General features: G+C 59.0%; 22 protein-coding genes. 8 read left to right on the forward strand and 14 right to left on the reverse strand.

Annotation, left to right across the window (positions count from 1 at the left end; translation table 11 throughout):
- Positions 1-53: 53 nt before the first annotated feature.
- Entirely contained in the window at positions 54-977 is a 924-nt protein-coding gene (locus ADG881_RS11665) for a sterol desaturase family protein (RefSeq protein WP_007148858.1), read from the reverse strand.
- A gap of 143 nt (positions 978-1,120) precedes the next feature.
- Between ADG881_RS11665 and ADG881_RS11670 the strand changes: the two genes are divergently transcribed.
- The 4 genes from ADG881_RS11670 to ADG881_RS11685 all read left to right on the forward strand — a co-directional run bounded on the left by ADG881_RS11670 (position 1,121) and on the right by ADG881_RS11685 (position 5,996).
- Positions 1,121-2,143 (forward strand): AraC family transcriptional regulator, encoded by a 1,023-nt coding sequence (locus ADG881_RS11670; RefSeq protein WP_007149523.1) that lies wholly within the window; start codon positions 1,121-1,123, stop codon positions 2,141-2,143.
- Between the two features lie 244 nt (positions 2,144-2,387).
- Complete coding sequence (locus tag ADG881_RS11675; protein ID WP_007150081.1) at positions 2,388-3,368, forward strand: nitronate monooxygenase family protein; 981 nt, start codon at positions 2,388-2,390, stop codon at positions 3,366-3,368.
- Between the two features lie 592 nt (positions 3,369-3,960).
- Positions 3,961-4,563: a glutathione S-transferase family protein gene (locus tag ADG881_RS11680; RefSeq protein WP_007150110.1), complete on the forward strand. Its 603-nt coding sequence runs from the start codon at positions 3,961-3,963 to the stop codon at positions 4,561-4,563.
- Positions 4,564-4,646: 83 nt separating this feature from the next.
- Positions 4,647-5,996 carry an amidohydrolase gene (locus tag ADG881_RS11685; protein WP_007151141.1) on the forward strand — a complete coding sequence of 450 codons (1,350 nt, stop codon included), beginning with the start codon at positions 4,647-4,649 and terminating at the stop codon, positions 5,994-5,996.
- A 61-nt stretch (positions 5,997-6,057) separates the two neighbouring features.
- Here ADG881_RS11685 and fghA read toward each other — a convergent pair whose 3' ends face one another.
- Both fghA and ADG881_RS11695 read right to left on the reverse strand, forming a co-directional pair.
- On the reverse strand, positions 6,058-6,909 hold the full coding sequence (fghA, locus tag ADG881_RS11690; protein WP_007148479.1) for an S-formylglutathione hydrolase: 852 nt from the start codon (positions 6,907-6,909) through the stop codon (positions 6,058-6,060).
- A 187-nt stretch (positions 6,910-7,096) separates the two neighbouring features.
- Positions 7,097-8,206: an S-(hydroxymethyl)glutathione dehydrogenase/class III alcohol dehydrogenase gene (locus ADG881_RS11695; protein ID WP_007150147.1), complete on the reverse strand. Its 1,110-nt coding sequence runs from the start codon at positions 8,204-8,206 to the stop codon at positions 7,097-7,099.
- Between the two features lie 176 nt (positions 8,207-8,382).
- Here ADG881_RS11695 and ADG881_RS11700 point away from each other — a divergent pair, with 176 nt between their 5' ends.
- Together ADG881_RS11700 and ADG881_RS11705 are read left to right on the forward strand one after the other, a co-directional pair.
- Positions 8,383-9,255, forward strand: coding sequence for a LysR family transcriptional regulator (locus ADG881_RS11700; RefSeq protein WP_007148345.1), 873 nt, complete (start codon positions 8,383-8,385; stop codon positions 9,253-9,255).
- 198 nt (positions 9,256-9,453) lie between these two features.
- Positions 9,454-9,852, forward strand: a complete 399-nt coding sequence (locus tag ADG881_RS11705; RefSeq protein ID WP_198005007.1) for a GFA family protein — start codon at positions 9,454-9,456, stop codon at positions 9,850-9,852.
- A gap of 56 nt (positions 9,853-9,908) precedes the next feature.
- Here ADG881_RS11705 and ADG881_RS11710 read toward each other — a convergent pair whose 3' ends face one another.
- From ADG881_RS11710 to ADG881_RS11765, 11 genes are all read right to left on the reverse strand, one after another.
- Complete coding sequence (locus ADG881_RS11710) at positions 9,909-11,063, reverse strand: hypothetical protein (RefSeq protein WP_007148603.1); 1,155 nt, start codon at positions 11,061-11,063, stop codon at positions 9,909-9,911.
- Between the two features lie 18 nt (positions 11,064-11,081).
- Positions 11,082-11,300 (reverse strand): hypothetical protein, encoded by a 219-nt coding sequence (locus tag ADG881_RS11715; protein ID WP_007151188.1) that lies wholly within the window; start codon positions 11,298-11,300, stop codon positions 11,082-11,084.
- Positions 11,301-11,483: 183 nt separating this feature from the next.
- Complete coding sequence (locus ADG881_RS11720) at positions 11,484-12,425, reverse strand: DegV family protein (RefSeq protein WP_007150720.1); 942 nt, start codon at positions 12,423-12,425, stop codon at positions 11,484-11,486.
- Positions 12,426-12,598: 173 nt separating this feature from the next.
- Positions 12,599-13,540: a DegV family protein gene (locus ADG881_RS11725; protein WP_007148390.1), complete on the reverse strand. Its 942-nt coding sequence runs from the start codon at positions 13,538-13,540 to the stop codon at positions 12,599-12,601.
- A gap of 251 nt (positions 13,541-13,791) precedes the next feature.
- On the reverse strand, positions 13,792-15,285 hold the full coding sequence (gene pyk, locus ADG881_RS11730) for a pyruvate kinase (protein WP_007150129.1): 1,494 nt from the start codon (positions 15,283-15,285) through the stop codon (positions 13,792-13,794).
- A gap of 415 nt (positions 15,286-15,700) precedes the next feature.
- Positions 15,701-16,168, reverse strand: coding sequence for an aminoacyl-tRNA deacylase (locus ADG881_RS11735; protein ID WP_007150313.1), 468 nt, complete (start codon positions 16,166-16,168; stop codon positions 15,701-15,703).
- A gap of 496 nt (positions 16,169-16,664) precedes the next feature.
- Positions 16,665-17,492: a methylenetetrahydrofolate reductase [NAD(P)H] gene (gene metF / locus ADG881_RS11745; RefSeq protein WP_007150295.1), complete on the reverse strand. Its 828-nt coding sequence runs from the start codon at positions 17,490-17,492 to the stop codon at positions 16,665-16,667.
- A 69-nt stretch (positions 17,493-17,561) separates the two neighbouring features.
- Entirely contained in the window at positions 17,562-18,950 is a 1,389-nt protein-coding gene (gene ahcY / locus ADG881_RS11750; protein WP_007148609.1) for an adenosylhomocysteinase, read from the reverse strand.
- 51 nt (positions 18,951-19,001) lie between these two features.
- Complete coding sequence (locus ADG881_RS11755; RefSeq protein ID WP_198005008.1) at positions 19,002-19,352, reverse strand: four helix bundle protein; 351 nt, start codon at positions 19,350-19,352, stop codon at positions 19,002-19,004.
- Positions 19,353-19,412: 60 nt separating this feature from the next.
- Positions 19,413-20,561 carry a methionine adenosyltransferase gene (gene metK / locus ADG881_RS11760; RefSeq protein ID WP_007149486.1) on the reverse strand — a complete coding sequence of 383 codons (1,149 nt, stop codon included), beginning with the start codon at positions 20,559-20,561 and terminating at the stop codon, positions 19,413-19,415.
- Between the two features lie 126 nt (positions 20,562-20,687).
- A complete protein-coding gene (locus ADG881_RS11765) occupies positions 20,688-21,695 on the reverse strand; it encodes a metalloregulator ArsR/SmtB family transcription factor (protein WP_007149472.1) in 1,008 nt (335 codons plus the stop codon).
- Positions 21,696-21,902: 207 nt separating this feature from the next.
- Between ADG881_RS11765 and tkt the strand changes: the two genes are divergently transcribed.
- Positions 21,903-23,903, forward strand: a complete 2,001-nt coding sequence (tkt, locus tag ADG881_RS11770) for a transketolase (protein ID WP_007149729.1) — start codon at positions 21,903-21,905, stop codon at positions 23,901-23,903.
- A gap of 82 nt (positions 23,904-23,985) precedes the next feature.
- Entirely contained in the window at positions 23,986-25,023 is a 1,038-nt protein-coding gene (locus ADG881_RS11775) for a type I glyceraldehyde-3-phosphate dehydrogenase (protein ID WP_007148833.1), read from the forward strand.
- The last annotated feature ends 21 nt before the right edge of the window (positions 25,024-25,044 follow it).

Consider the following 25,044-nt stretch of genomic DNA (forward strand, 5'->3'; position numbering starts at 1 on the left):
TTTCAGTAAAACAAAACGTGACCGTGACGTTATTAATTATTCATTATTAACTATTAATTGCTCTCCCTCTCCCATTCCGGCGGTTTCCACAGATGTTTCAGGCGCTGCGTTAGCGGGCCTTTCTGCCGCATGGCCCGGAACATGTCTGCGTATTCATGACACCAGTTCACCACCAGGCTGTTGCTGTACACCGGGCGGGTGATGCCGTACTCCACCGGTTGCTCCTCTTTCTCTTCCACGAAAGTGCCGAACAGGCGATCCCAGATGATGAAAACGCCCGCGTAGTTCCGGTCGATATATTCCGGGTTGCGGCCGTGGTGCACCCGGTGATGGCTGGGCGTATTGAAGATATATTCGATGGCAGGGTGCAGTTTGCCCACCAGGGTGGTGTGGATGAAGTACTGGTACACCAGCGACAGTGCATAGCACACCCCGATCCATACCGGGTTGTAACCGAGAAAGGCCAGCGGCACGTAGAACAACCAGCCGCCGTTGAAGATGTTGGTGGCATTCTGGCGCATGGCGGTGGAGAAATTCATCCGCTCGGAAGAGTGGTGGGTCACATGGGCGGCCCAGAACCAGCGCACCCGGTGTGAGGTACGGTGGAAACCGTAGTAGCAGAAATCTACCAGGAACCACAGGGCGATGGCGGTAAAGAGGTTGAGCTCAATATCGAGCAACCGGTGCTGATACGCAAAGGCATAGAGTGGGAAGGCAATCAGCCCGGCGAATAGCAGCTCGGTGGTCTGGTAGCCAGCGCCCAGCATGAAATTGAGCCAGGACTCGCGGCCATCCACCAGCCGGTTGTTGTGGCGAATCTTGCGGTATTCCCACAGGAACAAGCCAATAAAAAGCGGCGTGGCCACCACAAAGATCAGCTGTCGGGCATCCAGGGCCAGCCAGTCGGGAAGGGCATTCCATAGGGGTGCCAGCCCGCTGTTCAGCCAGATAGTGTTGAACCAGTCCATCAGTGCCATAGAAACCTCGAAGCTCGGTGAGGAACGCGGTGGAGCGTTGATGTTGGCAGTGTGCGACAAGCGCGGCGGATAGTATTGACTATCCATGTCTTATTTTTGACAATTTACGCCAACAGGATAGACGTCACCCACAAGGAGAGACCATGGCCGCTGCCATGCGTGTTACCGGTGCCTGGGTACAGTTGCTGACCGACTGGCTGGACCGGGAAAACCTGCCTGCCCCTGCATTGCGCACGGTGCTGGACAGCCGCTCGCCAGCGGATGTGGTGCCGCTGCCGCTGTGGCGGGATCTGCTACAGCAGGCGGTGTTGTTGCGCCCGGAGCGGTTGGCCCCGGGGCTGGAAATCGGCGCCATGATCCAGCCCCGCCACGTGGGCATGCTGGGCTATCTGATTCTCACCTGCCGGACCCTGGGCGAAGCCATGCTGGCCTACCAGCGCTACGAAACCTTGTTCTACGGGCAGGATATGGTGGAGGTGGTGGGGCAAGATGATCAGATGCTGGTGCGCTGGCCCGGAGCGGATTCCACCGGGGAGCTGGCGGACAGTGTGGCTATCGCGGCCCTGGTCAGCTTCCTGCGCCGGCAGGTGGATACACCACCGGTGCCGACCCGCGTTGCCTTCGCCTTCCCAGCCCCCGGGCCGTCGATCCGGGCGGCGTTTGAAGCCTTCTTCGGGTGCCCGGTCCAGTTCGCTCAGGCGCATACCTGTGTTGCCTTTCCTGTCCATTTTCTTGCCATTGCCTTGCCGCACAGCGACCCGAGCATGCGCAGCCTGCTGGATCGGCAGGCCCAGGCTATGCTGCTGGCGCTGCCGGATTCCGACAGTTTTGACCGGGCCTTGCAACAGGCCATGGTGCGATTGATGCCGGAAGCGGCGGTGACCCTGCCGCGCCTGGCAGCGGAGCTGCACATGTCCGTGCGCACTTTGCAGCGTCGTCTCACCGAGCGGCAGTTAACCTGGCGGGAGCTGCTGGATCGCACCCGTGAACAACTGGCCCGCCACTATCTGGCCGACCTGTCGCTGACCCTGGGGGATATTGCCTTGCTGCTGGGGTTTTCCGAGCACAGTGCCTTCAGTCGGGCCTACCGCCGCTGGACCGGCAACACTCCGGCACGGGCCAGAAAACAGACCGCCATGGCATACAAAACAGAAAATGCTGTGTAGTTTGGTGCTTTCGGCCGACGTGGATCGGCGAAACGTGCAGGCCGCGAATTCAGCGGGTGTTGGGCTATGGTTGTCGGCGTTGCTACCCGAACCAATCCAGCCGGTGAGAATTCCGGTCATTGCTGGCACGCCGTGCGGCGTGATTAATTTCCCGCCATCGTGCTCCGCGAGACGCCCTCTGTACGTTGAAACGACGCTGAACTGAGAGGCTGGTGGAGACAGGCACTATGAGAGAGGAACATCGATGAAAACACGTATTACCGAATTGCTGGGCATTGAATACCCGATCGTTCAGGGCGGCATGCAGAACGTGGGTTATGCGGAGCTTGCCGCCGCCGTTTCCAATGCCGGCGGTCTGGGCATTATCACCGCCCTCACGCAGCCGACCCCGGAAGACCTGGACAAGGAAATCAAACGCTGCAAGGAAATGACCGACAAGCCCTTCGGTGTGAACCTGACCATTCTGCCGACCATCAAGCCGGTGCCCTACGAGGAATACGCCCGGGTGATTTGTGAAAACGGTGTCACCGTGGTGGAAACCGCCGGCCGTAACCCGGAACCGCACATGCCCCTGTTCAAGGAATACGGGGTGAAGGTGGTGCACAAATGTACGTCCGTGCGGCATGCGCTCAAGTCGGAAAAAGTGGGTGTGGATGCGGTATCCGTGGATGGCTTCGAATGTGCCGGCCACCCGGGGGAAGATGATATTCCCAACCTGGTACTGTTGCCGGCCGCGGCCCGGGTGTTGAAGATTCCCATGTTGGCGTCCGGTGGTATCGGTACGGGGGCGCAGATGGCGGCGTGTCTGGCGCTGGGTGCCGACGGTATCAACATGGGTACCCGTTTCCTGGCTTCCAAAGAAGCCCCGGTACACGAAAACATGAAAAAGGCCATTGCCGAAGCCTCCGAACTGGACACCGCTTTGATCTTCCGCCCGTTGAAAAACACCGCCCGCGTTTACAAAAACCGGGTGGCCACCAAAGTTAATGAAATCGAACGCGAAAAAGGTCAGGACATGAAGTTCGACTATATCGTGGATCTGGTTGCCGGCGTGAAGGGCAAGGCTGCGCTCACTTCCGGTGAAATCGATGGTGGTATCTGGACGTCTGGCATGGTGCAGGGCCTGATCAACAGTTACCCGAGCTGTGCAGAGATTATCGATGACATCATCAGCGAATGTACCGGCACCATCAATCAGCGTCTGGCCGAAATCATGAAAAGCTAGGAAGGCGCTGAAGACCTATTTTCCTGAAATAAAGTTATGCTCTCCCGAGCCAGCCAGGGCAATGCCCTGGCTTTTTTTAGGTTCTTCGCGGATTAAAGTGACTAACACGTTTCTCGCCATCTGCCTGGTTTATCCCGAATACCCGGCACTTTGCCAAACGCTCGACGCCGGATGCCTGACGTAAACCGCCATAGCCTGAGAGGCTGTCGTTATCCCGGCATCTCTTTTGAGAGGTATTTTGAGGAACTGTCAGGCTATCATTGATGGCAATAATCGGGCCATGCACTTTGCACAGAGAGTATGGCGGCCAAGGTTTTCAGGTTTTGAATGCAAGCGTCCTTCGTCGGGCATCCGGCGTCCAGCGGCTGCCAAGTCGGGATAATGAGACAAGTTCTGGAGCTGGCTGATCACTCAATTCCGCGATGAACCTTTTGTATGCTGCTTTGCGGCTGTACCGCGATGCATTTAGCAGGGTGGCTCGACAAGCCGGTGGTTGTGCGCTTTTCTGAAACAAGGCAGTTTCTGTGCCCGATTCCCGGTGCGGTGAAATTCTGTCGCCGGGGTGCTTGATTTCTTATCAGAAGGATCTGATATGTATCGCCTGTATGAATTTGCCTCTTCCGGTAACTGCTACAAATTACGCCTGGCCATGGCACAGCTTGGTGTTCCTGTCGAGCGAGTGGAAAAAGACATTACTCGTGGCGAAACCCGCAGCGACGACTTCCTAGCGATCAACCCTAACGGCCGTATCCCGGTGCTGGTAACCCCGGAGGGAAGAGCCCTGCCGGAATCCAATGCGGCGCTCTGGTATCTGGCGCGAGACAGCCAGCTAATGCCCGTTGATGCCTTCGAACAGGCCCAGGTGCTGCAGTGGATGTTCTTCGAGCAGTACAACCACGAACCCAATATTGCGACTTCCCGTTACTGGCTGCATGTGCTGGGTGAACCGGAAAAATATGCGGATGCCTTGCAAGAGAAACAGCAAAAGGGGCATGAGGCGCTGGCAGTGATGGAGCGGCATTTACAGGCCGAGCCTTTCTTCGTGGGTGGGCGCTACTCCATTGCGGACATTGCCTTGTACGCCTATACCCATGTGGCGGATGAAGGCGGTTTTTCGTTGCAGGCCTATCCCGGCGTCAGGGCCTGGCTGGATGCGGTCCGCGGGCAGCCGGGCCATGTCCCACTTCTGGCATAAGGGGCGGGGCTTTTCTTGACCGGGCCGGGCCGCCGTGATTCATTTATGAAATACAATTCCAAAAATGAATCACGGGAGAGAGCATGTTCACAGCCAACATTCTTCGGGGGCCGCTGGTGGCGGCCGCTTTGGCGCTGCCGGGCCTATCAGGCGCGGCGATTTCACCGGCATTAAGTGAGACGGTTCGCCAGCTGGCCCAGGCGCAGAGCCAGGATCTGGAGGCGATTTTCCAGCAGGTTCACGCCAACCCGGAATTGGCCTTTCAACTGGACGAGACTGCTGCGCTGGTGGCCAAAAAGCTGAAAAAAATGGGTTACAAGGTGCATACCGGTATTGCGCAAACGGGGCTGGCGGCAGTACTGAAAAATGGCGAAGGGCCGGTCATCATGTTCCGCAGCGACATGGATGCCCTGCCGGTGAAGGAAGACAGCGGCCTGTCCTATGCCAGCAAGAAACAGGTCACGCTCGACGATGGCAGCAGCCAGTACGTTTCCCATGCCTGTGGCCATGATGCGCACACCGCCTGGTTGCTGGGTATTGCCAAGGTAATGATGGAAACCCGCGATAGCTGGTCCGGCACCCTGGTGTTGGTGGGGCAGCCAGCGGAAGAACTGATTGCCGGGGCTCAGGCCATGGTGGACGACGGCTTGTACGACAAGGTACCAGAGCCCTCGTTGTTGATTTCGGCACACATCTACCCGGTATGGCCGTCGGGTACTGTGGCGGTAAAAGCCGGGCGTCGCATGGCCGGTAGTGACCAGTTGGATGTCCATCTTACCGGTATCGGAGGCCATGGCTCCCGGCCGGAAGGCACCATCGATCCGGTGGTCATGGGGGCGCGTACGGTGATGGCGTATCAGACCATCGTGAGCCGTAATATTCCGGCCCAGGAACCCGCCGTGTTGACCGTAGGCGCCATGCAGGTGGGGGAAACCCATAACGTGATTCCCGAAACCGGCACCCTGAAAGTGAATCTGCGCTGGTATGAAAAATCCACTCGCCAGACCCTGCTCGATGCCATCAAGCGTGAAACCCAGGGCATCGCCGAGGCGGCGGGTGTTCCCGAAGAGCGAGCCCCCACCTACACCATGCTCGGTTATGCGGAACCGGTGGTGAATGCGCCTTCCCTGGCCGAGCAGGCCAATGCCACCCTGTCCGCCAGCCTGGGTAAGAAACGGTTGATGCCGGGTATTCCCCCGGTAATGGGGTCCGAGGATTTTCCCATGCTGGTGGCGGGTATCGAAGGTGCTGAAACCCTGTTTGTGGAAGTGGGTGGCGGCGCCGCGGATGTGATGAAGAACTACATGCAGACAGGGGAGTTGCCGCCTCTGAATCACAACCCGAAATTCCGTATCGAAAATCCCGCACTGGCGATTACCACGGCGGTTGAAGCCAACAGCGCCCTGTTGCTGGACGCCTTTCAGGCGAAGTAGTGATGTGAGAGAAGGGCAGGTCGGCCCAGGTTTTTCCTGGGTCGACCTGTACAGCGAGCGGCTACGCTGGCTGACTCAGATGGTGAAAGTGGTACTTGAGATGGTCGTCGATAAAGCTGGCGATAAAGAAATAGGAATGGTCGTAACCGGGCTGCATGCGCAGGGTGATCGGTACGCCGGCTTCTTCGCAGGCCGCGCTTAGTGCTTCCGGGCGTAGCTGTCCATCGGTATAGAAATTATCCGCATCCCCCTGATCGACCATCAGTGGTAACGCACTTCCTTTTTCCTTCAGAAGCTCGCAGCTATCCCAGGCTTTCCAGTTATCCTTGTTGTCGCCCATGTAGCCGGCCAACGCTTTTTCGCCCCAGGGGCATTGCATCGGGTTGCTGATCGGGGCGAAGGCGGAGACCGAGGTGTAGCGGCCCGGGTTTTTCAGGGCGCAGATCAGGGCACCGTGCCCGCCCATGGAATGGCCGCTGATGGCCTGCTTGCCGGTGAGTGGGAAATGTTCCTGTACCAGCGCCGGCAATTCTTCCGTCACATAGTCGTACATGCGGTAGTGCTGGCTCCAGGGTGACTGGGTGGCATTCACATAGAAGCCGGCGCCGGAGCCAAAGTCGTAGCTTTCATGTTCACCGGGCAAGTCGGTACCACGTGGGCTGGTGTCCGGGCAGACAATCGCCAGCCCCAGTTCCGCGGCAGTTTTGTGAGCGCCGGCTTTCTGCATGAAATTTTCATCCGTGCAGGTCAGCCCGGACAGCCACCACAGCAGTGGAACGTCATTCGCTTCTGCCGCTGGGGGTAGATAAATGGCAAAGATCATTTCGCAGTTGAGTACCTGGCTGCGATGTTTGTAGCGCTTCAACCAGCCGCCAAACGATTTGGTGGCGGACACTAATTCAATATCAGACATGAAGACCTCGCTTCAGGTTTCACGCGGCACGCAACAGGCTCCAGACAATAAAGCGGGCCAGCGTGACAGGTGAGGTAATGTTTGCGGCCGCGCAGCAATGCAGTGCTTGCTGCGTGGCGTTGAACTTTCGGCTTGCACGAACAGGCATCACGTTGTTGCGTGGTGCCTGTTGCGTGCAGCGTCTTCATCAAAAAAGAATCACAGAGCGAATGCTTTTTCCTTCGTGCAGTAAATCAAACGCTGTGTTGATGTCTTCAAGTCCCATGGTGTGGGTGACGAATTCATCAATCTTGATCTCGCCTTTCATGTAGCGATCCACGTAACCGGGTAATTCAGTGCGGCCTTTGACGCCGCCGAACGCGGAGCCTTTCCAGACCCGGCCGGTGACCAGTTGGAACGGGCGGGTGGAAATTTCTTCGCCGGCACCGGCCACGCCGATAACGATGGATTCACCCCAGCCCTTGTGACAGCACTCAAGGGCAGAGCGCATCACGTTCACGTTACCGATGCACTCGAAGGAATAATCCACACCGCCGTCGGTGAGTTCGACAATCACTTCCTGGATAGAGTCGTTGTAATCCTTCGGGTTGATAAAGTCGGTGGCGCCAAACTGGCGTGCCAGGGTTTCCTTGGCCGGGTTGGTGTCGATGGCAATGATGCGTTCAGCCTTGGCCATGACCGCACCCTGAATCACCGACAGGCCGATGCCGCCGAGGCCGAACACCGCCACGGTGGATCCTGCTTCTACCTTGGCGGTATTGAGCACCGCGCCAATGCCGGTGGTAACGCCACAGCCGAGCAGACAGATCTTGTCCAGCGGCGCTTCCTTGCTCACCTTGGCCAGGGAGATTTCCGGCACCACGGTGTACTCGGAGAAAGTGCTGGTGCCCATGTAGTGGTGTAGCAGTTTGCCGTTCAGGGAAAAGCGGCTGGTGTTATCCGGCATCAGGCCCTTGCCCTGGGTGGCGCGTACCGCCTGGCACAGGTTGGTCTTGCCGCTGAGGCAGAATTTGCACTGACGGCATTCGGCGGTATAGAGCGGAATCACATGGTCGCCGGGTTTCAGGCTGGTGACGCCTTCGCCCACTTCCTGAACGATACCGGCGCCTTCATGGCCGAAAATGGAAGGGAACAGGCCTTCCGGATCTTTCCCGGACAGGGTGTAGGCGTCCGTGTGGCAGACACCGGTGGCGACGATCTGCACCAGCACTTCACCGGCTTTCGGGCCAGCCACATCAACTTCTTCGATAACCAGGGGTTTGCCTGCTTCCCAGGCCACAGCGGCGCGTGATTTCATGATGACTCCAGCGATAACGGCATTTGAGTGGTGGTTGGGCCCCGCGCAGACCGGCTGATGCCGGTTTACGTCGTTGGATCGGCCGAACGAACCACGAGTAAGTGGATTCACTATACGCAGACACGAATCAGGCTATAAGGCACAATTCGGCAATAGATTATTGCTCAGGAGCAACAATGCAGCATTGGGATCGAATTGAGGCCTTCGTGGAGGTGGTGCGGCTGGGATCCTTTGCGCGCGCCGCCCGGGACCTGGGGGTTTCCAGCTCTCACGTGAGCCGGCTGGTGGCGCGGCTGGAAACCCAGTTGGGGACGCAGTTGCTGTACCGCACCACCCGGCGGCTTACCCTGACGGATGCCGGCGCGGTTTACTTTGATCACTGTTGCCAGTTGTTCGACGGGTTTCAGGAAGCACTGAATGCGATCAGTGACTTCCAGCAGCAGCCCACCGGTGTGTTGCGGTTGACCTGCGCCACCACCTTTGGCGAGCGTTTTATCGCGCCACTGGTCAACGACTTTCTGGCGTGCCATCCGCAGTTGTCAGTGCAGCTGGATTTCACCAACCGGCGGGTGGATATCGTGGATGAGGGGTTCGATGTGGCGATCCGCACCGGGGCCTTGCCGGACTCCTCCCTGATTGCCCGCAGGCTCTGCCCCCGGCGGGAATATGTGGTGGGATCGCCGGCGTATTTCGAGCGCCATGCCCGGCCCCATACCCTGGGCGAGTTGGGTGGCCATAATTGCCTGCAGGGTTCTTCGGAGCAGTGGGCCTTCGATGTGGACGGCCAGCATCGCCACAGCAAGGTGCAGGGGAACTGGAAAGGCAACTCCGGAGTGGCCTTGCTGGACGCAGCGCGCAAGGGCATCGGGCTGGTGCAATTGCCGGATTATTATGTGGCGGACGATCTTGCACGCGGCGATCTGGTGTCGGTGCTGGATCAGTATGCCTGCACCCACACGGCGGTGTGGGTGGTGTATCCCCGTCATCGGCACTTGTCACCGAAGGTGCGCCAGTTCGTGGACTTTCTGGTGGAGCATATGGCGCGTTGATAAGGTGCCGAAACATTCTTTTGTAGGAGCGTCGCTGGCGGCGCGATAAAAGCAGTTGCGAGTATCGAGTAGCGAAAACCGTAAACAATGTGGTTTTCAGGTTTTGAATTTCGAAACTCGCTTCTCGCTTCTCGCAACTCGATACTCAGGTAATCGCGCCGCCAGTGGCGCGCCTACAGCAACTAAAATGGAATGAATATGTACACAGGCAGTTGTCTTTGCGGTGGCGTCGCGTTCGAGATTGACGGTGAGCTGGAGCCGATACAGGTGTGCCACTGCCAGCAGTGTCGCAAGGCGCAGGGCACTGCATTGGTTACCAATATTCCGGTGGAAACGACGCAGTTGCGCTGGGTGCGTGGGGAAGATTTATTGAAAGGGTATGAGTCAACGCCGGGCAAGCAGCGTGTGTTCTGTCGCGAGTGCGGTTCGCCGGTGTTGAGTCGCCTTGAAAGCCTGCCGGGTGTGGTGCGTATCCGGGCGGGGTTGCTGAATGAGGCGTTGGTGACTAGGCCGGCGTTTCACTTTTACGTGGATTCAGCCTGTAACTGGTGGTCCATCGACGATGACTTGCCGCAGTACCCGGCGGGTCGTTCGTGATCGCCGTCGGGGCCGGGTGCGGGGTAACCGCAACCCGGCCTCGCAGCTAACGCCTCTCAGCCCAGCTGGGCTTTGAGGGAGGCGATTTCCTGGGCATCGCTGTTACGCGCAACGAATGCCTGCCAGCTATCCGTCGCGTGGTTTTTCAGTGCCTTGGCAACACGCTGCTCTTCTCCTTCCGGCAAGTGCCCGAACAGCCCCAGCAGGTTGCTGTCGTGGGCCTGGCTGAGTGCCTGGTCCAGGGTCTGGGGTTGGCGTTCGGTGAGCACGTCCAGTGCCGGGGTCAGGTGGGCATGGTCCAGCAGCGGCAGCAGTGGCAGTAATTCATCCCAGCTGTTTTCTTCTGCCACGGTGGTGATCAGGCTTTCCATGATGTGCTCTTCGCGCAGCTTGGCCACGTTGACCACCGCCTGCTGATGGGTATTGTCCATGGCATTCACTGCCTGCAGCAGGTTGGTCCACAGCTGCTGGTCACTGGCGACTTCAATGATACGGCTCAGCACGGTTTCGCCCTGTTCGGCCACCAGGTTGCCCATCTGGCCGCGGAGCTGGGTGTTCAGGTGGCCATTCAGTGACAGCACGGCGGGCCACAGCTCATGGTCCGTGGCGGCTTTCAGGGTGGCCCGTTGCTGGGTCTCGCTGAGTAGCCCAAGCAGGGTGTCGAGTTTGCTTTTGTCTTCCAGATACAGCGCGATTTTCACCATGGCTTCACCGTCATTAACAGTGCTGGTGACGGCCTTCAGGGCGGATGGCTGAATCACGGCGACAAAGCGGGCCAGGGTGATGTGCTCATTCATGGCCAGCAGTGCTTTGGCAACGGTGGCGACAATCTTGTCGGGCATGGTGGCCAGCAAGGCGCGGGAATAAGTCGGCTCCAGGTGGATGCACAGCTTGGCAAGAAAATCGTCGGGCAGCTTGTCAGCCAGCTTGATGGCACGCTCGGCGGGTAGCTCGGAGGCGATGCCGGCGGCCAGCACGGAGCCAAGCACGGTGGTCGCCAGTTTGGCGCTGGCACCGGTGGGCACCAGCTTGCTGATACCGGCCAGGCGCTGGTAGCTGTCCTGGTGCTGTTCATAGAAAAAACTGGAAACGCTGTTACGGAACGCGGCCAGGGTATTCAGGTCCTGGCCGTCCAGAAAGGCCATGTCGGCTTCGTCGGTTTCCAGCAGACGGCTCAGCTTGAGTAGCTCGGCCTGGGTTTCAATATGCATGATCTGTCTCCTGCTGACTTAACCGAACAACATCTTTTTGACTGGGCGACGGAAAGGCCCGGGCACCACGTTCAAGGCATTATTCATGGCCTTTTCCACGCGGGCGTCTTTGGTTTCCAGTGCGGCGAGCACGGTGTCCGCCAGTTTGCTGGCCTGGTCAGCGGGCAAGGACTCGATAAAGGCCAGCGCATCGGCTGGCAAGCCCTTGTTTTTCAAGGTGCTGATGGAATCAGACATGGTTCCTCCTTCAATTCAGGCGCTACTATGCCAGCAAAGCTGAAAGAAGACTGTTGCCGAAAAGCCGTATTCGGGCGGCGCTTGAGAAAGCGCTGGGGGGAGATTTTACAAGTCAGAAAGCGGCAGGTGTGGCTGCACAGGCAGGCATGGATTGCCTGTGCAGCCAGCGGAGCCGCCAGGGTGTCAGGAGAAGGTGGTGGTCTCGCTGATAAAGCCCACATTGACCGCACCTGGGCCAAGATTGACGCCACCGGTAAGGCTCATGCCCGTGCTGAGCAGTTCCACGCCGTGTTGTTTGGCGCACAGTTTTAATTCACGGAAGCCGGGCAATTCGGCAATACGGTTTTCGTCGCCGGCATAGCTGACACAGACAACAGGTTCCAGCAGGCCCTGGCGAATGCAGTCACAGGCATGCGCGAACATTTTTTCCACAGCGGCCGGGTAGCCGCGCACTTTGTCTGCCGGAAACGATTCGCCTGCCCGTGCGCAGAGGATGGGCTTGATATCCAGCGTGCTGCCCAGTTTTGCGCTTAACCAGCTGACGCTTTTGTCGCCTTTCTTGCGCGCACGTTTCTGCACATAGTAAAGATCATCGACCACAGAATAACCGCTGGTGAACGGGATCAGCGCGTTAACCCGGTTGCGGACATCGCTGACGCGCATGCCTTTGCCAATCATGTTGATGGTGGCAGCAGCCAGCACCGCCTGGCCGCAGAACAGGGTCTGGCTATCGGTAACCCGCAAGGCAAAAGGGCCTTCAACGCCGGCTTCTGCTCGCACCGCCTTGTAGTCGCGCAAGATGCCATGGGATGCGCGGGTGGCATTGTTGAACATGGGGCTACGGCTGGCGGGCAGCGTTTGAACCAGCGCATAGTCGTACTGGCTGACGATTCTGTCGAGGAAAAACTGGCGGAACGCGTCAGTGTCGAGGGGGACGGATTCGGCGTCCTGGCCTTTGTCCAGCCGGTTGTCGGCGTAAAAATCCTGGCGCTGTTGAGGGTCGCGACTATCCACAAACACAGCGTCACCGATGCGGATGGAAATGGGCAGGACCTGTATCTGATGTTGATCAATATAGTGTTTTGGCAGGTCGCACGTTGCGTCGACCACCAGACCAATTTGCATTGTTCTCTCCCGTTAGCCAATGAGGCAATCGTGCTTTTGTGTGCCTGCGCCGGGATTATTTTGCGTTCTGTCCAGCGTCATTATTGGTGCACGGTGCGCGGACATACTAACGGGTTTGTCGCGGGAAAAAAGGGGCAAACGGCTTGGCCGGTCGAATGGCCGGTAATCGGTGATTATTGGAAGTTTTCCTGGTCGGTGATAAACCCCACGCTGATGGCGCCGGGGCCGATATTCACGCCGCCGGTGAGCCCCATATGGCTAACCAGCAACTGGACATCGTGTTTCTCGGTAGCGGCTTTCAGGGCGCTGAAGCCGGGCATCTGGAAGGCGGCATCCGGGTCGCCGGCGTAACTGACGCAGACAATCGGCGTCAGCAAGCCGTCTTCCACGCATTGGCAGGCGTGGGCAAACATTTTTTCCACTGCGCTTTCAAAGCCTCGCACCTTGGCGACCGGAAAGGTCTGGTCCCGGCGGGCGCAGAGAATCGGTTTGATATCCAGGGCTGAGCCCATCAGCGCGCCGACAAAGCCAACGCTCTTGTCTCCCTTTTTACGGGCGCGTTTGTGCACGTAGTAAAGGTCTGGCACCACCGCATAGCCGGTGGTCTTGGGGGTAAGGTCGCTGATGCGTTGGCGAATGTCGCCAATTTTGGTGCCGGCATTGATCAGGCGAACGGTTTCGGCGGCAAGGACGCCCTGTGCGGCGAACAGGGTTTGGCTGTCGCTGACACGAATGCGGAAGGGCCCTTCCCGGCCGGCGGCCTCACGGACTTTTTTGTAGCCGGAGAGTATGGCGTGGGCGGCTTCGGTGGCGTTGTCGTAAATGGGGCTGCGGCTCTTGGGAACCGTTTGCACCAGAGCGTAATCGAATTCGCCCACGGCATGGTCCAGTAACAGGGTGCGGATCTGTTCTACGGAGGGCGGCGCGGTTTCTGCGTCGTGGCTCTTGTCGATTTCGTGGCGGGCATAGAATTCCCGGGCCCGCTGCGGGTCCCGGTCATCCACATAGATTTCCTTGCCGATACGGATCGGAACCGGCATCACCAGAATGTTGTTGGCATCAATAAAGTCTTTGGGCAGGTCACAACCTGAATCCACAACCAGACCGATTTTCATTGTTATACGCCTTACGGAGCCTGTGTGATTTCAGTCTAGAACGGGGGTTCCGCTATTGGCGTCTTTTTGCGTATGGGAATGGTGTAGGAATGTTATTTGCACGCTGCAGTCTGGGCGCCAGATGCCTGACCTGGAAAACCTGCAGGCTGCAGGTTTTTGTCGGGCATCTGGCGTCAAGCGTCTTGCCGGCCGGGGTGTGCGAGGAGGGCAGCTAATCAAACCGGTGTGGTTAGTTTTGAAGAGCGCCCCCCTTATTGAATATTGCCGCCCACTTCCACGATTTTCAGTGTGTTGGTGCCGCCGTGGGCGTCGTCGTAGTTGCCCTTGGTGATCAGCACCCGGTCGCCGGTCTGCACCACGCCCATGGCTTCCAGCATGCTCACTGCCTGGCGGTTCACGGTGTCGCTGGCCAGTGCGTGGCTGTCGAAGGGAATGGCATGGACGCCGCGCAGAATCGCCACGCGCCGCTGGCTTGAGGGGTAGGGGGTGAACGCATAGATGGGCATGCCCGAGCGTAGCCGTGACATCAGCCGCGGGGTGTTGCCAGTTTCCGTCATGGCGATAATGGCCGCTACGTTGCTCAACCGGTTGGCGGCCTGCATGGCGGCCATGGCGATGACTTCATCAATGTTGTCCGCACGGTCATTGATGGGCCGATCGGTCCTGCGTTCCTGCCAGGTGCGTTCGGCGCCAAGAATAATGCGGTCCATGGCCTGCACGGTTTCTTGCGGAAAATCGCCAACGGCGGTTTCCGCCGACAACATCACCGCATCGGTGCCATCCAGCACCGCGTTGGCCACGTCGGAGACTTCCGCCCGGGTTGGCTGGGGGCTGTGGATCATGGATTCCATCATCTGGGTGGCGGTGATCACGAAACGGTTCAGCGCCCGCGCTCGGCGGATGATGTGCTTCTGCACGCCGACCAGCTCCGCATCGCCAATTTCCACCGCCAGATCGCCGCGGGCCACCATGACCCCGTCTGAGGCCACAATGATCGCGTCCAGGGTGTCGTCATCCGCAACCGCTTCAGCGCGCTCAATTTTGGCAATGATGCCACCTTTGCCGCCGGCGCTCTGGTAGCGGCGGCGAGCCTCTTCCACATCATCGGCATCACGGGGAAAAGACAGGGCGAGGAAATCCACGTCCATGTCGGCGGCGGTGAGGATATCGGCCAGATCTTTTTCGGTGAGGGCGCGGGCACTGAGGCCGCCGCCCTTGCGGTTGACACCTTTGTGATCAGACAGTTCGCCCCCCACCCGCACGGTGCACTCCACACGGGTGCCGTTGATGGCGTTCACTTCCAGTTCCAGCAGGCCGTCATTGAGCAGCAGAATATCCCCGGCCTGACAATCGGTGGGTAGAGGCGGGTAGCTGACGCCGACTTGTTCGGCATTGCCGGCGTCATCCGGCAGGGCCGTATCCAGGGTAAAAGGCTGCCCGGCGCTGAGCATGATGGGGCCGTCACGGAAGCAGCCAATGCGGATTTTGGGCCCCTGCAGATCCGCCAGAATGGCCACGTGCTGGCCGCGTTGCTCGGCGCAGCGGCGAATCTTGTCGGCGGTATCCCGGTGGGTATCGGCGGTGCCGTGGGAAAAATTCAGCCGGAAGACGTTTACGCCCGCACCGATCAGTGTGTCGAGCATGGGTTCCGGTGCAGAGGCGGGGCCGACGGTGGCAACAATCTTGGTGCGGCGAAGCGGGTGCTGAGGGGTGCGAGAGGGCATGCGTGTCTTTCCATCAATCATTTCGCCTTAGCATACCATGGGGACGCGAACGAACGATGACAGCCGGCGAGGCATGGGCCTGTGAGGTTCACTTTAATCCTTAAAGAAAGGTTCATTGCGGAATTGAGTGATCAGCGGGTTTCAGAACTTGTCTCATTATCCCGCCCTGGCAGCCGCAGGACGCCGGATGCCCGACGACGGACGCTTGAATTCAAAACCTAAAAACCTTGGTCGCCATGCTCTCTGCGCAAAAACGACAACCTCTCAGGCTATGGGGGTTTGCGTCAGGCGTTCGGCGTCCAGCGTTTGGCAAAGTGCCGGGTATTTGTGATAAGCCCGTCAGACGGCGAAAAGCGTGTTATTCACTCTAATCCGTGATGAACCTAAAGAAAGCCCCGCCTGGAAGGCGGGGAAAGGGGAAACCGATGGCAGGGAATCAATGCAGCATGGCAAAGGCACACGCCTGGGCCTGACTGAGGCGAAGAAAATCGCCCATGCCCATTTTTATCACTTCTGTATGCGTGCCCGCGTTAAAGGCAAGCCAGTCTTCGCTGAGCAAGGTGTCGTCCACATACACGTTCATGTTGTACAGATTCCCGAAGGGGGGCTCGCCACCGGGTTCGCAGAGTGGGAAGCAATCCTTGAAGTCGTCTTCGCTGGCCAGCTCAACGCGATTGGCCTGCAGGGCCAGGCGTAATTTTTCCGGGTCCAGATATTGATTGGCAGGCAGCACGGCCATGGCCAGCTTTCCATCCACGTCCACAATCACGGTCTTGGCCATATGCCGGCCGGGAATATGGGCGGACTGTGCTACCTCTGAAGCGGTAACAGCGGGCGGGTGGTTATAGCAGTGATAATTCACGCCGTTGTTATCGAGAAAATCGGCCAGCGCGCGGGCGGGCATGATGAACCTCCTCCCGGAATCGAATCACCGGGATTGGGGAGCGGCCTGACAAACCGCTTGTGGCGGGTGCGCAGGAGACGCTCCGTGACGGTGTGTCTGATTAAGGGTAGGGCGAGTGAGGAAGGAGGAGAAATACAAATATGCGCTAATGTTTATAGCGGAAAAGCATAGCTACGAGCTACGAGCTACGAGCTACGAGCTACGAGCTACGAGCTACGAGCTACGAGCTACGAGCTACGAGCTACGAGCTACGAGCTACGAGCTACGAGCTACGAGCTACGAGCTACGAGCTACGAGCTACGAGCTACGAGCTACGAGCTACGAGCTACGAGCTACGAGAAATAGAAAAGGAAAGCTGGAAAAGTTCCAGGGTTTTGCGCTTTTCAACTTTCCACTTTGAACTTTCAATTGACCTTTCGCGGGCAGGGCGGTTGCCGTATGGCACTTAACCCAACCCGCGTTGCCGCGTGAAGCATGTTGCGTGCAGCGTCTCTTGTCACATTCCCAGATTATCGAGAATGCGCAGATTCGGGCCGGCCTGGTTCATGGTGTAGAAATGCAGGCCCGGTGCGCCCATGGCCAGCAGCCGTTCGCACAGCCGGGTGACCACTTCTTCGCCAAAGGCTTTTACTGCGACATCGTCGTCCTTGATGTCGTTGAGTTTGCTTTGCAGCCAGCGTGGCACATCGGCACCGCAGGTGCTGGAAAAACGCAGCAGGTTGGCCACATTAAGAATCGGCATGATGCCCGGGTAGACGGGGGCATCGCAGCCGGCCTTGTGCAGCGCATCCATGTAATAGCCGTAGGCATCGGCATTATAGAAATACTGGGTCAGGCCGCTGTTGGCGCCGGCGTCGACCTTGCGCTTGAAGTGAGCAATGTCGTCTTCAAAGCTGCGTGCCTGCGGGTGCATTTCCGGGTAGGCGGCGACTTCCAGGGTGAAGTGATCGCCGGTTTCCTGACGGATCAATTGCACCAGTTCGTCGGCGTACTTGATCTCGCTCTGGGCGTAGCCCATGCCGGAGGGCAGGTCGCCACGCAGGGCGACAATGCGGGTGACGCCTGCCGCTTTGTAGCCGTTCACCAGCTCGAGAATTTCGTCCCGGCTCTGGCCGATGCAGCTCAGGTGCGGCGCGGTATCGCCATGCTGCTCGCGCAGCTTGTTGATCATGTCGCGGGTGTTGTCACGGGTGGATCCACCGGCGCCAAAGGTGCAGGAAAAAAACTCCGGGTTCTTCACTTGCAGTTTTTGTTGGGTCGCCAGCAGCTTTTCCTTTCCCTGTTCTGTCTTGGGAGGGAAAAACTCAAAACTGATTCGTTTCATAACGAGCTCGCTTCATGCTGCACGCATCACGCACCACGCCTGTTGCGTGATGCGTGTCGCGTGCCTGCGTTAATACTTGTAATGTTCCGGTTTGAAGGGGCCTTCCACGCCGACGCCGATGTAGTCGGCCTGTTCTTTGGTGAGTTTGGTGATCACGCCACCGAAGCCTTCCACCATGTAACGGGCCACTTCTTCGTCCAGCTGTTTGGGCAGCACTTCCACCTTGAGCATTTTTTCTTTCACTGCGTCAGAGTGGTTGGCGTAGCCCTGATCGAACAGGTACATCTGCGCGAGGACCTGGTTGGCGAAGGAGCCGTCCATGATGCGGCTGGGGTGCCCGGTGGCGTTGCCCAGGTTGACCAGGCGCCCTTCGGAGAGCAGCAGCAGGAAATCGCCGGCGGCCTTGTCACGCCATACCTTGTGTACCTGTGGCTTCACCTCTTCCCATTCCCAGGTCTTGCGCATGAAGGCGGTGTCCACTTCGTTGTCGAAGTGACCGATGTTGCAGACCACGGCGCCTTTCTTGATGGCCTTGAGCATGTTGGCATCGCAGACATTGAAGTTACCGGTGGTGGTCACCAGCAGATCGGTGTTGCCCAGCAGCTCGGTGTTGATGGAGGCTTCGCTGCCATCGTTGATGCCGTCCTTGTACTGGCTGACGACTTCAAAGCCGTCCATGCAGGCCTGCATGGCGCAGATCGGATCTGCTTCGGTAACTTTCACGATCATGCCTTCCTGGCGCAGGGACTGGGCGGAACCCTTGCCCACATCGCCATAGCCAACGACCAGTGCTTTCTTGCCGGACAGCAGGTGATCGGTGCCGCGCTTGATGGCATCGTTGAGAGAGTGACGACAGCCGTACTTGTTGTCGTTCTTGCTCTTGGTGACGGAATCATTCACGTTCACTGCGGGCACTTTCAATGTGCCTTTGTTCAGCATCTCGTAGAGACGGTGTACACCGGTGGTGGTTTCTTCGGTGATGCCGTGAATATTGTCGAGCATGGCCGGGTAAGTTTCATGGATGTAGCCGGTCAGATCGCCGCCATCATCCAGGATCATGTTGGCTTCCCACAGCTCGCCGTTGCCGTCGCGACAGGTCTGCTCGATGCACCACATGTACTCTTCTTCGGTTTCGCCTTTCCAGGCAAACACAGGGACGCCGGCAGCGGCGATGGCGGCAGCGGCGTGGTCCTGGGTGGAGAAGATGTTGCAGCTGGACCAGCGTACTTCGGCACCCAGTGCGACCAGGGTTTCGATCAGCACGGCGGTCTGGATGGTCATGTGAATACAGCCGATGATTTTGGCGCCTTTCAGCGGCTGCTCGGCACGGTATTTTTCACGAATGGTAACCAGTGCCGGCATTTCGGTTTCGGCAATGTGAATTTCCGAGCGGCCATAGGCTGCAAGGGAAATATCGGCGACTTTATAGTCGGTAAAGGTATCGGTTTTTGCGTTCATGGTGAGTCTCCGCTTGCACGCAACACGCTTGCACGCATCACGCTGAAAAAATTACTGTTCGCCGATGTGCCGAATCAGTGCGGCCAGTTGGGCGAACACTTTGTCTATCGCTTCCTGAAGTGATTCCACCTTCAGATAGCCAAGTTGGGCGGCGATCAGAGCCTGTGTTTCCAGTTCAAACAATGAGCCTCTTGCAATGAGCAGGAAGCGGCGTAAAGCTGCGTCACTTCCTCTTCCGTATCCTTCTGCAATATTGGAAGGAATGCTCAATGTAGAGCGCTGCATTTGTTGAGTCAGTACGAACTTTTCTTCCGCAGGGAAGGTTCGTGTGAGCTGATGTGTGGCAATAACCCGTTGTATCGCGGATTGCCACACCCGTAGATCCTTGTAGCGTCTATGCATGGCTCCTCCCTGAGCCGTGCGGTGTCTGGCGTGCTTGCGTGTTGCGTGCAAGCGTTTCTTTTAAAGTACCTTGGCCAGGTCGGCGGCCTTGTCGGTTTTTTCCCAGCTGAAGCCTTCGCGGCCGAAGTGGCCGTAGCTGGCGGTAGGACGATAGATCGGCTTGCGCAGGTCGAGCATTTCGATAATGCCGCGCGGGCGCAGATCGAAATGTTCACGGACCAGATCGACGATGGCGTTGTCGCTGATCTTGCCGGTGCCGAAAGTGTTCACCGAGATGGAGGTGGGCTCGGCCACGCCGATGGCGTAGCTCACCTGGATCTCGCACTTGCTGGCCAGCCCGGCGGCGACAATGTTCTTGGCCACGTAACGCCCGGCGTAGGCCGCGCTGCGGTCGACCTTGGACGGATCCTTGCCGGAGAAGGCGCCGCCACCGTGGCGGGCCATGCCGCCGTAGGTGTCCACGATGATTTTGCGGCCGGTCAGGCCACAGTCACCCATGGGGCCACCGATCACGAAAATCCCGGTGGGGTTCACGTGGTACAGGGTGTCCTTGTGCAGCCATTCTTCCGGCAGCACGGGTTTGATGATTTCTTCCATCACTGCTTCGCGCAGGTCGGCCAGCTTGATGTCCGGGGAATGCTGGGTAGACAGCACCACCGCATCCACGGCCACGGGCTTGCCGTTGTCGTAACGCAGGGTGACCTGGCTTTTCGCATCCGGGCGCAGCCAGGGCAGGGTGCCGTTCTTGCGCAGCTCGGCCTGACGCTCCACCAGACGATGGGAGTAGTACACCGGGGCGGGCATCAGGGTATCGGTTTCGTCAGTGGCGAAGCCGAACATCAGGCCCTGGTCGCCGGCGCCCATTTCTTTCTCTTCGGCTTCGTCCACACCGATGGCGATATCGGCGGACTGTTTGCCGATGCCGTTAAGGACGGCACAGCTGGCGCCATCGAAGCCTTTTTCGGAGCTGTCGTAGCCGATATCAAGGATCACCTGGCGAACGATGTCTTCCAGCTCCACGTAGGTGTTGGTGCGCACTTCACCGGCGACCACGGCCATGCCGGTTTTGACCAGTGTCTCCACCGCCACGCGGGCGTGGGGGTCATCCTTGATGATGGCATCCAGAATGGCGTCCGAGATCTGGTCAGCCATTTTATCCGGATGGCCTTCGGACACGGATTCGGAGGTAAAGATGGAATATTCACTCATTACTGGAGTGCTCCCTTAAAGTTAATTGCTTGCACGCAACACGCTGACACGCATCACGCGAAAACCGGGTTAATCTCCATGCGGCGCAGGATCGCGGCGCAAGTTGTTTTCGTTTTTGCCACATACTTATTCGCGAACAGCGTGCTGCGTGCTGCGTGTAAGCGTGTCGCGTTTTTCAAATGTTCTTACCTGGACCTGAAACCCATTGCGCAGTGCCAGAAACTGGCTTTCCTGCAACTCAAGCCCGGCGCGGCCGGCCCAGTCCACCAGGTCGGTTTCATCAAAGCCGAGCCAGAAATCCCCGCAGGTTTCGTGGGCCCAGTGCTGGTCATGCCGACACAGGTCGGTGATCAGCAGTGTGCCGCCGGCCTGCAGTTGTTCTGCTGCGGCGCGGATGGCGCTGGCCGGTGCGGGCAAGTGGTGCAGCACCATGTTCAATACCACGGCGTCGACCGTGGGCAGGTTGCTGGCGGCTTCCGGCCAGTCTCCCAGTATCAGTTCCACATTTGACCGTTTGGCGACGGCCTTGCGTGCCCGTTTGAGCATGGCCTCGGCATTGTCCAGGCCGATAACCTGTTCAAAATGCCCGGCGAGCTCCAGCAGGAACAGCCCGTCACCGGGGCCAATTTCCAGCACCTGTTTTCCTTCCGGGCTGGCGCGCAGCAGCAGCTCGCAGGCCTGCTCGGCATATTGCCCGTACTCGGCGATCAGCTCCTGCTGGGCATCATGCTGTTCGGCGTGCCGGGCAAAAAAGGCGCGGCTTTGCTCGGCACGCTGCTGTTGCACCTGCTCCAGTCGCGCCGCGACCTCATCATTGAGAGACCCATCATCCAGCTCGTCCAGCAAGGCGCTGTGAACGGCACCCTCTGCGTCATCCGCCTGGGGCAGGCGACGACGGTAGAAAATGGAGTTGCCCTCACGGCGCTTTTCCACCAGTCCGCCTTTTGCCAGCACCTTGAGGTGGTGGCTCATGCCGGATTGCTTCATGGCCATGATCTCGCACAGCTCCAGCACCCCGAAGCTGTTCTGGCCCAGCACCTGCAATACCTGCAGGCGTAACGGGTCCCCGGCGGCCTTGAGAAAGCCCGCCAGATGATCGGTCACATCCGTTAGAGAGGGAGCCAGTGCATTCATGGAGGGGAGTCTAGCGCAATCCAAAACTAAATCAAAATAAATTGATATAGGTTTGGGTGTTGCCTTAACTCGCTGCCTGAAACAGGTGCCACGCGGCACGCAAGCAGGCGGAGGCAGGCTGCCGGTGGGTGCTTGCGCTTGTAGCTATTACCCCCTTGAGGGACAATAGCGCCCCTTTTCAGCCACCAGTCAGTTTTGGAGCCCTGCATGCCCAGCGCCCCCGCCAGCCGTGACCTCGCCAATGCCATCCGTGCCCTGAGCATGGATGCGGTACAGAAAGCCAATTCCGGGCACCCCGGTGCACCCATGGGCATGGCGGATATCGCCGAAGTGCTGTGGCGCGGTTTCATGCAGCACAACCCGGCTGACCCGACCTGGGCCGACCGTGACCGCTTTGTACTCTCCAACGGCCACGGCTCCATGCTGCTGTATAGCCTGCTGCACCTGACCGGTTACGGTGTCAGCCTGGATGACATCAAGAACTTCCGCCAGTTGGGCAGTGCCACCGCAGGACACCCGGAATACGGTGACGCGCCGGGCATTGAAACCACCACCGGCCCACTGGGTCAGGGGCTGGCCAATGCCGTGGGCATGGCGCTGGCCGAGAAAATGCTGGCGGGGCAGTTCAACCGCGAAGGGCACACCGTGGTGAACCACAACACCTACTGTTTCCTGGGTGATGGCTGCATGATGGAAGGCATCTCCCACGAGGTGGCTTCCCTGGCTGGCACCCTGGGTTTGGGCAAGCTGGTGGCGTTTTATGACGACAACGGCATTTCCATCGACGGTGAAGTGGAAGGCTGGTTCACCGACGATACCGTGGAGCGTTTCCGCGCCTACGGCTGGCAGGTGATCCCCAATGTGGACGGCCACAACCCGGAAGAAATTACCGTGGCGGTGGAGAATGCCCGCGCCAACACGGATCAACCCACCTTGATTTGCTGCAAGACCATCATTGGTTTCGGCAGCCCCAACAAGCAGGGCAAGGAAGATTCCCATGGCGCTGCTCTGGGGGAAGATGAAATCGCCCTGACCCGTAAAGAGCTGGGTTGGGAGCACGGCCCGTTTGAAATCCCGGCGGACATCAAGGATGCCTGGGACGCCAAGGAAGCGGGTGCCAAAGCGCAGAGCGAATGGCAGCAGCGTTTCGACGCCTATCAGGCCGCGTACCCGGAGCTGGCGGCGGAGTTTCTGCGTCGCCAGGCGGGTGAATTGCCGGCAGACTTTGCCGACAAGGCGGATGCCTATATCCGTGAGTGCCAGGAAAAAGGCGACAAGGTCGCTACCCGCAAGGCGAGCCAGAATACCCTGGACGCTTTCGGTCCGCTGCTGCCGGAACTGGCTGGCGGCTCCGCTGACCTGGCCGGGTCCAACAACACCATCTGGAAAGGCTGCAAGTCGATCACTGCGGAGGATGCCAGTGGCAACTACATCCACTACGGCGTGCGTGAATTCGGTATGACTGCCATCCAGAACGGCCTGTGTCTGCACGGTGGCCTGCGCCCTTACGGTGGCACCTTCCTGGTGTTCATGGAATACGCCCGTAATGCGGTGCGCATGGCGGCGCTGATGCATCAGCCGAACATCCTGGTCTACACCCACGATTCCATTGGTCTGGGCGAAGACGGCCCGACCCACCAGCCCATCGAGCAGCTGGCCAACCTGCGTCTGACCCCGAACATGCGTACCTGGCGCCCCTGCGACACGGTGGAATCGGCGGTGTCCTGGAAAAAGGCGGTACAACGCCAGGATGGCCCGTCGTCGCTGATCTTCTCCCGCCAGGGTCTGCCCTGCATGGAGCGCGGCAACGACCAGCTGGCCGACGTGGAGAAGGGGGGCTACACCCTGTTGCAGACCGGCGAAGGCACCCCGGACGCCATCATCATTGCCACCGGTTCCGAGGTGGAGTTGGCAGTGAAGGCCGCCCAGGCGCTCAGCGGGAAAAACATCCGCGTGGTGTCCATGCCCTGCGTGGAAGAATTCCTGGCCCAGGACAAGGCCTACCAGGACAGCGTGCTGCCCAGCGACGTGCGTGCCCGGGTGGCCGTGGAAGCGGCGATTGCAGACTACTGGTACCGCTTCGTGGGCCTGGACGGCAAGGTGGTGGGCATGACCAGCTTTGGCGCTTCCGCCCCGGCCGGTGACCTGTTCAAGCACTTCAATATTACTGCTGAAGCGGTGCAGGAAGCGGTGGAGTCGTTGATTTAATGCAGCACGCAGCACGCAACACGCAACACGCTAAATCAGTGCGCCGCGTGCAAGCGTGTTGCGTGTTGCGTGGGTGTGGCTTGTGATTCGAGTCGCTATTAACGGCTATGGCCGTATCGGGCGCTCTTTTGTGCGTGCCCTGGCCGAACGCGAAGGCGCCGGCTGGCAGGCGCCGTTTACGCTGGCGGCGATCAACGACAAGGGGCGCCCGGAAGACCTGCTCTACCTGACCCGCTACGACACCACCCACGGGCGGTTGGCGGAGCCGGCAGAGCTGATCGAAGGCATGCTGCGTATCGGCAAGCAGGCGCCCATGCTGCTGGAGCAGCCCAGGCCGGAATTGTTGCCCTGGGGCGAGCTGGGTGTGGATCTGGTGCTGGAATGTTCCGGCCATTTCCGCAGCCACGCCGGGGCCTCGCGCCATCTGCAGGCCGGTGCCGGAAAAGTGATTATCGGTGCGGTGCCCTTTGATCTGGCTGACCAGATCGTGGTGTACGGCGTTAATCACGAGGATGTGCGTGACGATAGCCGGGTGCTGTCAGCGGCGTCCTGCACCACGCACTGTATCGCACCTCTGTTGCAGCGGCTGGATCAGCAGTACGGCATCCAGCAGGTGTTGATGAAAGAAATCCATGCCTACACCTCGGACCAGACCCTGCTGGACCATGTCCACCGGGATCCGCGCCGGGGCCGGGCCGGGGCACAGAATATTGTGCCGACCACCAGTAGCGCCATCGGTGCGGTGCAGCAGGTGCTGCCAGCCCTTGCCGGGCGCATCAACGGCGACTCCATCCGTGTGCCGACCCTGAACGTGGCCATGGTGGAGCTGACGTTGCGACTGGAACAGACACCGGATGAGGACAGTCTCAACCAGTGGCTGCAGCAACAGGCAACGGCATCTGCGGGCCTGATTGGCTACAATGATGCCCCGCTGGTCAGCGTGGATTTCAATCACCGCCCGGAATCCGCCATCGTCGATGTGACCCAGACCCGGGTGCAGGGCGACATGGTGCAGGTGGTGGCCTGGTACGACAACGAATGGGGCTATGCCAACCGTTTGCTGGACTGGGTAAGTGAATTGGCTTTGAACAAGGCTGGGAGCTCAAGGCTGGGCGCCTGACGTGTTGCTTTAGCGTTTGGC

This window comes from Alcanivorax sp. DG881 (assembly GCF_000155615.1).
Lineage (GTDB): Bacteria > Pseudomonadota > Gammaproteobacteria > Pseudomonadales > Alcanivoracaceae > Alcanivorax.